10 protein-coding genes and 1 tRNA gene are annotated in these 11,429 nt (G+C 68.3%); 6 read left to right on the top strand and 5 right to left on the bottom strand.

Annotated elements, in window-relative coordinates; all coding sequences use genetic code 11:
• Positions 1-14: 14 nt before the first annotated feature.
• Positions 15-86: transfer RNA gene (locus tag AC6CID_RS03910), tRNA-Gln, on the bottom strand.
• 192 nt (positions 87-278) lie between these two features.
• Here AC6CID_RS03910 and AC6CID_RS03905 point away from each other — a divergent pair.
• From AC6CID_RS03905 to AC6CID_RS03880, 6 genes are all read left to right on the top strand, one after another.
• Positions 279-884 (top strand): TetR/AcrR family transcriptional regulator, encoded by a 606-nt coding sequence (locus AC6CID_RS03905; protein WP_024103232.1) that lies wholly within the window; start codon positions 279-281, stop codon positions 882-884.
• Between the two features lie 83 nt (positions 885-967).
• Complete coding sequence (locus AC6CID_RS03900) at positions 968-1,609, top strand: ScbR family autoregulator-binding transcription factor (RefSeq protein WP_033098277.1); 642 nt, start codon at positions 968-970, stop codon at positions 1,607-1,609.
• On the top strand, positions 1,606-1,935 hold the full coding sequence (locus tag AC6CID_RS03895) for a helix-turn-helix domain-containing protein (RefSeq protein ID WP_024103234.1): 330 nt from the start codon (positions 1,606-1,608) through the stop codon (positions 1,933-1,935). The genes AC6CID_RS03900 and AC6CID_RS03895 overlap by 4 nt, the downstream gene beginning before the upstream one ends.
• A gap of 66 nt (positions 1,936-2,001) precedes the next feature.
• Positions 2,002-2,580, top strand: coding sequence for a PIN domain-containing protein (locus tag AC6CID_RS03890; RefSeq protein ID WP_039584602.1), 579 nt, complete (start codon positions 2,002-2,004; stop codon positions 2,578-2,580).
• Positions 2,581-2,692: 112 nt separating this feature from the next.
• Positions 2,693-6,346, top strand: coding sequence for a transcription-repair coupling factor (gene mfd / locus AC6CID_RS03885; protein WP_248689663.1), 3,654 nt, complete (start codon positions 2,693-2,695; stop codon positions 6,344-6,346).
• Positions 6,343-7,065 (top strand): nucleoside triphosphate pyrophosphohydrolase, encoded by a 723-nt coding sequence (locus AC6CID_RS03880; protein WP_498353599.1) that lies wholly within the window; start codon positions 6,343-6,345, stop codon positions 7,063-7,065. The genes mfd and AC6CID_RS03880 overlap by 4 nt, the downstream gene beginning before the upstream one ends.
• Before the next feature lie 7 nt (positions 7,066-7,072).
• Here AC6CID_RS03880 and AC6CID_RS03875 read toward each other — a convergent pair whose 3' ends face one another.
• The 4 genes from AC6CID_RS03875 to AC6CID_RS03860 are packed head-to-tail and all read right to left on the bottom strand — an operon-like array spanning position 7,073 to position 11,300.
• Positions 7,073-8,185 (bottom strand): class I SAM-dependent methyltransferase, encoded by a 1,113-nt coding sequence (locus AC6CID_RS03875; protein WP_064060593.1) that lies wholly within the window; start codon positions 8,183-8,185, stop codon positions 7,073-7,075.
• Positions 8,182-9,222, bottom strand: a complete 1,041-nt coding sequence (locus AC6CID_RS03870; RefSeq protein ID WP_064060594.1) for an NAD-dependent epimerase/dehydratase family protein — start codon at positions 9,220-9,222, stop codon at positions 8,182-8,184. Before AC6CID_RS03870 ends, AC6CID_RS03875 begins: the two co-directional genes overlap by 4 nt.
• A gap of 36 nt (positions 9,223-9,258) precedes the next feature.
• Positions 9,259-10,047: a glycosyltransferase family protein gene (locus AC6CID_RS03865; protein WP_033098266.1), complete on the bottom strand. Its 789-nt coding sequence runs from the start codon at positions 10,045-10,047 to the stop codon at positions 9,259-9,261.
• Entirely contained in the window at positions 10,044-11,300 is a 1,257-nt protein-coding gene (locus AC6CID_RS03860; RefSeq protein WP_064060595.1) for a class I SAM-dependent methyltransferase, read from the bottom strand. Before AC6CID_RS03860 ends, AC6CID_RS03865 begins: the two co-directional genes overlap by 4 nt.
• Positions 11,301-11,429 lie beyond the last annotated feature (129 nt).

Raw genomic sequence — 11,429 nt, 5'->3', positions numbered from 1 at the left:
CGGGACGGTTCCCGCTCCGCCGCCAGGACTCGAACCTGAACTATCTGAACCAAAATCAGAGGTGCTGCCGATTACACCACGGCGGATTGCCACACCCCCGCGGCGGAACCGGCGGGCGTGCGCCCCTGATCCTCGCACGAGACGGCGTCGACGTCGAACCTGGGGTGGCGCGATCGGGAATGGATAGGCTGTCGAACGTTCGAGTACGTCCCGCCGCCGAAGGAGGACCTGTGTCGCAGGCGTCGCAGAAGCGAACCGAGCGCACTCCGCGGATCCGGATGACGGGCACGCAGCGTCGGGAACAGCTCATCGAAATCGGTCGCGCCCTGTTCGCCGAGCGCGGCTACGAGGGCACCTCCATCGAGGAGATAGCCCAGCGGGCGCAGGTCTCCAAGCCGGTCGTCTACGAGCACTTCGGCGGTAAGGAAGGTCTCTACGCGGTGGTCGTGGACCGCGAGATGACCGTGCTGATGTCGATGGTCACCGAGAGCCTCACCCGCAACCGGTCGAGGATCCGCGTCGAGCGGGCCGCGCTCGCTCTGCTCACCTACATAGAGGAGCGCACCGACGGCTTCCGCATCCTCGTGCGCGACTCGCCGATGTCCGCCGAGGAAGGCACCTATTCGAGTCTGCTCAACGAGGCGATGCGTCAGGTGGGGAAGCTGTTGACCGGCGACTTCTCCCGGCGGGGGCTCAACCCGGAGTTCGCTCCGCTCTACGCCCAGGCTCTCGTCGGCATGGTCGCCACCACTGCGACGTGGTGGCTCGACCGCCGCACTCCGTCGAAGGAGGACGTCGCGGCCCACCTCGTGAACCTGTGCTGGAACGGCCTCATCGGTCTGGAAGCGGACCCGAAGCTCGGGGAACCCCCGGTTTCCGAATAGTCCTCTCGTTTCCGGGACCGTCTGCTCTCTACTTTCAGGTAAGTGGCGTTATCGTTGGGATACCCGTGAGAAGGCAGGCTGTGGTGGGACGACAAGTACGCGCAGAGGTGACACGCGAATCGGTGCTGCAGGGCGCAGCGACGATCTTCGTGCGCGACGGGTACGCGGACGCGAACCTGGGCGACATCATCGAGGAGGCCGGCGTCACCAAGGGTGCGCTGTACTTCCACTTCGGTTCGAAGGAAGAACTGGCGCGCGGGGTGATCGACTCCGGCTATCTCCGCTTCGAGGCCGCCGCCGAGTCCAAGATGGACCGCCGTTCCCCGGCGCTCGAGACACTGATCGACCTGTCGGTCCTGCACGTCGACATGTCCGAGACCGATTCCGTGGTGCGGGCGATGTTCCGGCTGCTGGTCGAGATCGGCGACTACCAGGGCACCGAGCACCGGCCCTACGAGATCTGGCAGAACAACCTGCAGGAGCTCGCGGCCCGGGCCGCCGACGAGGGCGACCTCGTCGAGGACGTCGACGTCCACGCGGTCTCCCTGCTGTTGCTCGAACAGGCGATGGGCGCCCGGATCATGGCGAACGCTCTCAAGGCGACCGAACGGCTCGCAGAGCAGACCGGTGCGATGTGGCAGATGATCCTGCCCGCGCTGGTGCCGGCGAACAAGCTCGAATACTTCCGGCAGTTCGTGGAGCGCCGTCTGCGGCTGCAGTCGTGACCTTCGGGCCGTTCTCCGCCGAGGAGGCCCCCGCGGCGCTGGCGGGTCTGCTCGACCGGTTCGGGTCCGACACCGCCGTGACGATCGGTGTCGTGCCGTCGTTGCTCACCATCGCCCAGGCCGCCGACGTCCTCGGCTGCTCCCGCCGGCACGTCGCGCGCCTGGTCGACACGGGCGCACTCTCCGCCGACTTCCACGGCCTGCACCGGCGGGTGTCGCGCTCCGACGTCCTCGACCTCGCGAAGCAGCAGGCGGAGGTGGTCACGACGGTCCTCGACGGACTCGCCGATCTCACGCGGCGCGAAGGACTGTACGACCCGTTCTGACAGCATGACGCGGCCCGCCGCGGCAGCACGGTACGGTCCGTTCCGACGGTTCGACGAAGGGTGACGATGCCGGTTCGAGTGGTGCTCGATGCGACGGTCCTCGCCCGCCCCCGCCTGCGCGATGTGGCGCTCGCCCTTACCGAAGACGGCCTCTACCAACCCTTCTGGAGCGACGGAATCATCGCGGAAGTGGACCGCCGACTGCCGCAGGAACTGCTGCGTCCCGCCCGCGACTTCCTCTTCGCCGAACTCGACCGCGCCTTCCCCGACGCCCGGGTGGTCTGGCCCACCACCGTGCTCCGCGAGGTGCCGCACGTGACGGGACCGAGGGAGGCACACGTGACCTCGGTGGCGCTGCTGTGCCACGCCGACGCCGTCGTCACCGCCGACCCCGAGCTCACCGGGGCACTGGAACGATCGGGTATCGAAGCGTGGACACCCGACGCTTTCGTCACCTTCGCGCTCGACGCCGATCCCGTCCGCACCCGCGCGGCACTGCTGAGAATGGTGCGCCGTCGCTGGCTCGCCGACGATGACACCCGGCGCGAGGCGGACGACGACGAACTGTTCGCACGGCTGGCCGAGTGGGCCGCGCGCGACCTCGGTGCAAACAGCGCCGACCTCCTCGCGCCCCCGGCGCGGTAGCGCGTTTCACGCCCCCGCGCGGTAGCGCGTTTCACGCCCCGGCGCGGTGACGCGCGGGGAACAGCGGAATAGACTCGACAAGGTTCTCGTCCCACACTCAGGAGCGCCTTCCTTGTCTGCTGTGCCCCCGGCCGCTGTCCCACTGTCCGGATTGGCGCGGATCGCGCTGGCCGACGACAGACTGCGCAGGATCGGCGAGCTCGCCGGTTCCGCCGAACAGGAGATCGTCGCCCCACCCGCCGCGCGGCCGTTCGTCGCGGCGGCGCTGGCCGAGAAGACACCTCTGCTCGTGGTCACCGCCACCGGACGCGAGGCCGACGATCTCACCGCCGAACTCACCGAGATGTTCGGCGAGGGCGTCACGCAGTTCCCGTCATGGGAGACCTTGCCGCACGAGCGCCTGTCGCCGAGCGCCGACACGGTCGGCCGTCGCCTGCACGTCCTGCGTCGCCTCGCGCGTCCCGACGATCGCGATCTCGGGCCCGCACTGCGGGTCGTCGTCGCCACCGTGCGGTCGCTGGTGCAGCCGATGGCTCCCGGACTCGGCGAGATCGACCCCGTCACGCTGCGGGTCGGCACCGAACACGACTTCGAGGAACTCGTCGAGCGGCTCGTCGAACTGGCGTACACCCGCGTCGACATGGTCGGCAAGCGCGGTGAGTTCGCGGTGCGCGGCGGCATCCTCGACGTCTTCCCGCCCACCGCCGACCATCCGGTCCGCGTCGAGTTCTGGGGCGACGAGGTCACCGAACTTCGCTGCTTCTCCGTCGCCGACCAGCGTTCGATCTCCGAGGTCGACGTGCCGGTGCTCGTCGCGCCGCCGTGCCGCGAACTGCTGCTCACCGACGAGGTCAAGGCCCGCGCCGCGCAGCTCGCCGAGGACAACCCGGCCGATGCGGCGCTCGTCGAGATGCTCGACAAGATGGCCGGCGGCATCCCCGTCGAGGGCATGGAAGCGTTGCTGCCGGTGCTGCAGCCCGGCGAGTTGCAGTTGCTCACCGACGTTCTGCCCGCCGGGGCGCACGTGCTGATCTGCGACCCGGAGAAGGTCCGCACCCGTGCGAGCGATCTCGCCCGCACCGGGCAGGAGTTCCTCGAGGCGTCGTGGACGGCCGCCTCGATCGGTGGTGCGGCGCCGCTCGACACCTCGAACCTCAACGGGGTGGACGGCCGGAAGCTCGATCTCGGCGCGTCGGCCTACCGGTCGCTGCGTCAGGTGCGCGAGGCCGCGCAGGCCGCGGGCAGACCGTGGTGGACGCTCAGCCCGCTCGCCTCCGGTGCCGACACCGAACTCGTCCTCGACGTGCAGCCGGCCCCCGAGGTCCGCGGCTCCGAGGACCTGCTGTCGATGCTGTTCGTGAACCTGCGCGCCCACGTCACCGCGGGGGGCCGTGCGGTGATCGTCGTCGCCGGTGCGGGCACCGGACAGCGCATCCTCGAGCGGCTGAAGGAGAACGAGGTCCCCGCCGCGAAGCTCGAACCGGGCACCGAACCGGTGCGCGGGCAGGTCGGCGTCATGCGCGGTTGCCTGCACGAGGGCGTCGTCCTCCCCGGCAACGACGACAACGTGGTGCCGGGGCTGGTGGTCGTCACCGAGGCCGACCTCACCGGTAACCGCGTGGTCACCGAGGGCCGCAAGACTCCCGTCAAGCGTCGCAACCAGGTCGACCCGCTCGCCCTGAACGCCGGTGACTTCGTCGTCCACGACCAGCACGGCATCGGCAAGTTCGTCGAGATGGTCGAGCGCACGGTCGGTGGTGCCCGCCGCGAGTATCTCGTCATCGAGTACGCGCCCGGCAAGCGGGGCCAGCCCGGCGACAAGCTGTTCGTGCCGATGGAGCAGCTCGACCAGCTCTCTCGGTACGTCGGCGGTGAGCTGCCGTCCGTCAGCAAGCTCGGCGGATCCGACTGGGCCAACACCAAGCGCAAGGCGCGCAAGGCGGTTCGCGAGATCGCCGGCGAGCTCGTGCGGCTGTACGCGGCGCGGCAGGCCTCGCCCGGCCATGCCTTCGCGCCCGACTCGCCGTGGCAGAAGGAGATGGAGGACGCCTTCCCCTTCACGGAGACACAGGACCAGCTCACGGTGATCTCCGAGGTCAAGGCCGACATGGAGAAGGCGGTGCCGATGGACCGCGTCGTGATCGGCGACGTCGGCTACGGCAAGACCGAGATCGCGGTGCGTGCGGCCTTCAAGGCCGTGCAGGACGGCAAGCAGGTCGCGGTGCTCGTCCCCACGACCCTGCTCGCGCAGCAGCACCTGCAGACCTTCACCGAGCGGATGGCGGCCTTCCCCGTGACGGTGAAGGGGCTGAGCCGGTTCACCGACGCATCCGATTCGCGCGCGATCACCGAGGGCATGGCCGACGGCACCGTCGACATCGTCGTCGGCACCCACCGCCTGCTCCAGACCGGGATCCGCTGGAAGGACCTCGGTCTCGTGATCGTCGACGAGGAGCAGCGTTTCGGCGTCGAGCACAAGGAACACATCAAGGCGCTGCGCACGCACGTCGACGTGCTCACGATGTCGGCCACACCGATTCCGCGAACCCTCGAGATGAGCATGGCCGGGATCCGCGAGATGTCGACCATCCTCACCCCGCCCGAGGAGCGGCACCCGATCCTCACCTATGTGGGTGCGTACAACGACAAGCAGGTCGCCGCGGCGATCCGCCGAGAGCTGCTGCGCGACGGTCAGGTCTTCTACGTCCACAACCGGGTGAGCTCGATCGACAAGGCCGCCAAGCGACTCCGCGATCTCGTCCCCGAGGCGCGGGTCGCGGTCGCGCACGGGCAGATGAAGGAGGAGACGCTCGAGAAGACGGTGCAGGGCTTCTGGCAGCGCGAGTTCGACGTGCTGGTGTGCACGACGATCGTCGAGACCGGCCTCGACATCTCGAACGCCAACACGCTCATCGTCGAACGTGCGGATTCGCTCGGTCTGTCGCAGCTGCACCAGTTGCGCGGCCGCGTCGGGCGTTCGCGTGAGCGCGGCTACGCGTACTTCCTGTACCCGGCGGAGAAGCCGCTGACGGAGACCGCCTACGACCGACTCGCCACGATCTCGCAGAACTCCGATCTCGGCGCGGGTATGGCCGTGGCCATGAAGGACCTCGAGATCCGCGGCGCCGGTAACGTTCTCGGTGCCGAACAGTCCGGCCACGTCGCCGGCGTGGGCTTCGACCTGTACGTGCGGCTCGTCGGCGAGGCCGTCGAGGCGTACCGGGCCGCGGCCGACGGCCGCACGGTCACCACCGACGAAGCGCCCAAGGAGGTGCGGATCGACCTTCCCGTCGATGCGCACATCCCGGCCGACTACGTCGCATCCGACCGGCTGCGCCTCGAGGCGTACCGCAAGCTCGCCGCCGCGAACGACGACGCCGCGATCGCCACGGTCGTCGACGAACTCGTCGACCGTTACGGTCCGCTGCCCGATGAGGTGCAGCGGCTCGTGTCCGTCGGCCGGTTGCGGTTGCTGTGCCGCGAGTACGGCCTCGAGGAGGTCGCGGTCACCGGCACCCAGATCCGGATCTCGCCGATGGAGCTGCCCGACTCGAAGCAGATGCGGCTCAAGCGGTTGTACCCGGGAGCGCAGTACCGCGCGACGAGCGGTCTCGTGCAACTGCCGATCCCGCGGACCGGCGGGGTCGGATCGGATCGGGTGCGCGACGTGGCGCTGCTGCAGTACATCGCCGACTTCCTGCTCGCCCTCGACGGCAAGCCGCAGGGCTCGGTGGACCTGAACAGCGCGGCGACGGTGAATGCATGACCGACTACACCGCTCTCGCCGAGGCGGCGGCCGTGATGGACAGACTGTGGTCGTTCGGGGGATGGGAGGTCACCCAGACCCACGAGAGTCTGCGCCGCTATCTGATCGAGGAGACCTACGAGTTTCTCGACGCCGTCGAGTCGGGTGATCCGGACGAGCTCCGCGAAGAACTCGGCGACCTGCTGCTGCAGGTGCTGTTCCACTCCCGGATCGCCGAGGCGAACGGGCAGTTCACGGTCGACGACGTGGCGGCGACGCTCGTCGCCAAGCTGGCCGCGCGCAGCCCGCACCTGACCAACGGGCACACCGGTCCGCTCGACGTCGCGGAGCAGGAAGCGGCGTGGGAGATCGCGAAGAAGACGGAGAAGGCACGCACGTCGTGCCTCGACGGGATCGCGATGGCGCAGCCCGCACTCTCCCCGGCCGACAAGGTGATCGAACGCGCGATGCGAGCGGGTTTCCCGGAGGACCTGGTGCCCGAGACGTTGCGGGTCGTCCGGATCACAGGCACGGGCGACACGGAGTCGACGCTCCGATCGGCGATCCTCGCGTTCGCCGGATCGATCCGGGCAACGGAGAAGGCCGCGCACACCGACGGAGTTCCGCACGGCGGGCTCGACGAGGATGCGTGGCGTCGCTACTGGGCACCCGCCGGCGAGCACCGCGGGGGACCCGCAGACGAGCACCGCGGGGGACCCGCAGACGAGCACCGCGCCTGAATGTGTCTCACCCGACCCACCGGACCCCGTGCCGGCTGTCGGGTGGAATACACCAGCGGCCCTCGAACTCCGGGAACTGCGCCCGCACTTCGGGGAGCAGATCGGGGACGGTGAGCAGGATGCAATCGGGGGATGCATCGCGCAGAGCGGTGAGGTCGACGATCGGGACGTCCGTTCCCGGCATTCGCCGTCCGGCCTTCGCCGGTGAGCCGTCGGCGACGGCCTCCATGACGGAGCGGTCGACACCCGCACGAGCGAACAGTGCCACGGCCCGGGAAGCCCCGCCGTAGGCGAAGACCCGTCGGTGTTCGGCGGCCGACTTGCGCAGCCAGGAGACCAGTTCGTCCACCTGGCGGTCGGCCTGCCGTTGCAGGGTGCGGAGTGTCGCAGCGCTCGTGATGCCGGTCGCCCGTTCGGCGGCGAGGATCCGGCGTGCACTCAGTCCCGCATTCGTCCACGGATCCCGTTCGGCAGCGACCAGCACGGTGCCGCCGTAGAGGTCGAAGGTCCAGGCCTCGGAGATGTGCAGTCCCACGTCCTCGAGCAGTCGCCGCAGCGCGGTCAGTGAGTAGTACGCGAAATGACCGTGCCGCAGGGCGTTCCACTGGCCCTGCGACACGATGGCGGAGAGGGTGTGGAACTGGAGCAGCAGCACACCGTCGGGGGAGAGCGCCGCCGCGCGTTTGAGGAATGCCGCGCGCTGATCGGCTTCGTGCATGATGCCGAAGCTGTCGAGGACCAGGGACGCGGCGGCCCCGGGGAAGGCGGGCTGGAAACCGCGTTCGATCAGCAGGGGGAGCCAGGTGCCGCCGTGCGGACTGCCGAACTCGATCACCGTGCGGCCCTTCAGCCTGCCCGCCCGCTCGACGACCTCGACGGCCTCCCGGGCCTGCTCGCGCAGCGCCTCCGGCTCGATGCCGCGGGGCTCGTCCGGGACGGTGTCGTCGTCCGCCAGCTGCGCCAGTCCGCAGCCGGTACACAAAACCATCGCCAGTTCGTGGGCTGATTCGGCGGGTAAAGGAGGCGAGTCCCCGGGTGGAAAGAAATCGGCGGGCGGGACCGCTCCGAGATCGAGGACTCGCTCGAGGCGATCGTGGCCGCACGCGCGGCACCTGTTCATTCGCGGAACACGCCCGCCGGCCGTGGCCGCAGCGTCGGGTCGAGGCGTCCCGCATCGGACAGCCGCCGCAGATGTGCCAGGCGCGTGAAGCGCTGGGTGAAGTCCTCCTTCGTGAGGCCGTCGGCGACGAAGTGACGGAACAGTTCGGCAGCGCCTGCGTCGACACTCCACGACGGAACGAAGGCCGGCATGGCGCGGCGAATGGCCGAGAAGTCCACACGATACGAGCGTGGGTCGGGACCGGTCTCGCCGGTGATGGAGACGAACGACCCGGGGACCGCGCGGGTGACGGACTCGGCGATGTCGCGTACGCGGACGTTGTTGGATTCGGTGCCGACATTGAAGGCGGCGCAGTGCACATCGCTCTCCGGTGCGGTGAGGGCACACGCGAACGCGAGGGCGATGTCCTTCGCGTGAACGAGGGGACGCCACGGGGTGCCGTCCGACAGCACGCGCACCTCGCCGGTGAGCACCGCGGTGCCGACGAGATTGTTCACGACGATGTCCGCGCGGAGCCGTGGCGAGTATCCGAAGGCTGTGGCGTTGCGGAGGAAGACGGGACAGAAACCCGAATCGGCCAGGGCCGCCACGTCGTCCTCGACCCGGACCTTGCTCACGGCGTAGGGCGTGAGCGGCCGGAGCGGAGCACTCTCGTCCACGAGATCGTCGCCCGCGCTTCCGTACACCGAACAGGTCGACGCGTAGAGGAACCGGCGCACACCGGCCTCCTTCGCGCACCTGGCGAGGTGGACGGATCCGAGATGGTTGATGTCGTAGGTGATCTCGGGTGCGAACGCACCGAGCGGGTCGTTCGACAACGCCGCCAGGTGGACGACGGCGTCGAACCCGGTGAGGTGCTCGGTTCCCACATCGCGGATGTCGACGGTCATGCCGGGCGGATCCTGCGGTGCCGTGCCGAGAGTGCATTCCGCGAAGAGTCCCGTGTCGAGACCGACGACCTCGTGACCGCGGGCGAGCAGTTCGGGCACCATGACGGATCCGAGATATCCCTTGTGCCCTGTGACGAGTACGCGCATGTCAATCTCTCCCGGGATCGTCGGCGGTCATGAGGTTCACGAGGTCACCGCCGGTGTCTCCCACACCGTCCACGGATGGATACCGCGTGCGAAGTTGTCGTCGAGTTCGGCGCGTTCCTTGAAGGTGTCGGCCGGTTTCCAGAACCCGAAGTGGCGATAGCCGAACAGTTTCCCCTGGCCTGCGAGCGGTCCGCACACGTCGGCGACGAGGTCGCCGCCGGGTGGCAACAGGTCGAAGATCGCCTGGTTCAGGACGAAGTATCCGCCGTTCTCCCAGATGGGGAAGTTGCTGACCGGGGTGATCTCCTTGATCTCGCCGTTCTCCGCGACGTCGACGCAGTGGAAGGACGACTGCGGGGGCACGACGAGCATGGAGGCCGTGGCCCCGGACGTGTGGAACGCCTCGATCATGTCGTCGAGCGGGGCATCGGTCAGCACGTCCGCGTAGTTCGCGAGGAAGTGCTCGTCGCCGTCGAGATATCGGCGGACGCGGCGCAGGCGTTCGCCGATCGCCGATTCGAGTCCGGTGTCGACGAAGGTGATCTTCCAGTCGCTGATGTCGGTGCTGAGGCAGTCGACCCGGTTGCCGTGCAGGACGAAGTCGTTGGACTGTTCCTCGTGGTAGTCGAGGAAGAACTCCTTGATCTTGGATGCGCCGTAGCCGAGGCAGAGGATGAACTCCTTGTGCCCGAAGTGCGCGTAGTAGCGCATGATGTGCCACAGGATGGGGCGCGGACCGACCATCTGCATGGGCTTGGGGATCTGGTCGTTGCGATCGTTGCGCATGCGCATGCCGTAACCGCCGCAGAACAGTACAACCTTCATGATGTGGTCCTCCAGGACAGTTCGGGTTCACCGATGGCCGTGTGGATGGTGGGGAGGGGGAAGACGAGATGTCCGCCCCAGTCCACGATGTAGGCGAGCTGGCGGGTCAGCTCGGGTTCGAGGTTCCAGGGCAGTGCGAGGACGATGTCCGGCCGGTCCTGGGCGATCCGCTCGACGGGCTCGATGGGGATCCGGGTCCCCGGGGTGAAGCGTCCGTGCTTGTACGGATTCCGGTCGACGGTGTAGGACAACAGGTCCGGTCGGATTCCGCAGTAGTTCAGCAGGGTGTTGCCCTTGCCGGGTGCACCGTAGCCGACCACCGACAGACCGTCCTCGCGGCACTGCAGGAGGAAGCGCAACAGCTCCAGGCGGGAGGTACGCGCGAGCGGTTCGAGCCGGAAGTAACCGGTGGGATCGTGCAGTCCTGCGCGCCTTTCGATCTCGATGACCTCTGCGACGCGCGGCGTCCGGTTCTGCGCGACCTGCTCGGGTCGTGCCCATACGCGGATCGAACCACCGTGGGTGTCGAGCAGTTCGACGTCGACGACCCGGAGTCCTCCCGACGCGAGGGCCCGGGCGGCCGACAGCACCGTGTAGTACTGGAAGTGCTCGTGGTAGATCGTGTCGAACTGGCCGAGCGCCACCAGGTTCAGGGCGTGGTGGACCTCGATGCTCAGCCAGCCGTCGTCGGCCATGAGCAGACGCAGTGCCCGCGTGAATCCGACGAGATCGGGTACGTGGGCGTAGACGTTGTTGGCGACGACGAGGTCCGCGGGTCCGTGTTCCGACCGGATGCTTTCTGCGAGTTCGACATCGAGGAATCCGGTGTGGGTCGGCACACCGGCGGCCCGGGCCGCCTCCCCGACGTTGACCGAAGGTTCGATGCCGAGGCACCGGATGCCGGCATCCACCGCGTGACGGAGCAGGTAACCGTCGTTGCTCGCCACCTCGACGAGGGTCGAATCGGGTCGCAACCGCCCGTTTCCGAGCGCGTCGCGCACGAAGCGCCGGGCGTGGTCGACCCACGACTGCGAGTACGAGGAGTAGTACGCGTACTCGGTGAAGGTGTCCTCCGGAGTGATCAGCGCGGGTATCTGCAGCAGCAGGCAGTCCTCGCACAGGCGCAGGTGGAGCGGGTAGGTGCATTCCGGGAGGTCGAGCTGCTCGGCCGTGAGGAATCGTTCGCACGGGGGAGTGGCTCCGAGGTCCAGGATGCTGGTCAGGCGGTCCGAATTGCACAGTCGGCACTTCATGCGGGTGCCCCCTCGCTGGAAGAAGCGTGTCCGGGCCGGCGCCCGAACTCGATGCCCCCAATAAACCATACTCAAAGAAGGGAAACAAGCTGAAAAAAGACTTTAGTTTGGTTTTCGTGTTGGCTGGAA

The sequence above is a fragment of the Rhodococcus sp. GQ147 genome (assembly GCF_059759155.1).
The sequence above is the reverse complement of the archived record's forward strand: the minus strand, read 5'-3'. Positions and strand labels throughout refer to the sequence as shown.

Coding starts and splice junctions, on each gene's coding strand:
- AC6CID_RS03870 (WP_064060594.1), bottom strand. CDS start 9,222: ATGCGCGTACTCGTCACAGGGCACAAGGGATATCTCGGATCCGTCATG.
- AC6CID_RS03890 (WP_039584602.1), top strand. CDS start 2,002: ATGCCGGTTCGAGTGGTGCTCGATGCGACGGTCCTCGCCCGCCCCCGC.
- AC6CID_RS03875 (WP_064060593.1), bottom strand. CDS start 8,185: ATGAACAGGTGCCGCGCGTGCGGCCACGATCGCCTCGAGCGAGTCCTC.
- AC6CID_RS03860 (WP_064060595.1), bottom strand. CDS start 11,300: ATGAAGTGCCGACTGTGCAATTCGGACCGCCTGACCAGCATCCTGGAC.
- AC6CID_RS03905 (WP_024103232.1), top strand. CDS start 279: ATGACGGGCACGCAGCGTCGGGAACAGCTCATCGAAATCGGTCGCGCC.
- AC6CID_RS03865 (WP_033098266.1), bottom strand. CDS start 10,047: ATGAAGGTTGTACTGTTCTGCGGCGGTTACGGCATGCGCATGCGCAAC.
- AC6CID_RS03880 (WP_498353599.1), top strand. CDS start 6,343: ATGACCGACTACACCGCTCTCGCCGAGGCGGCGGCCGTGATGGACAGA.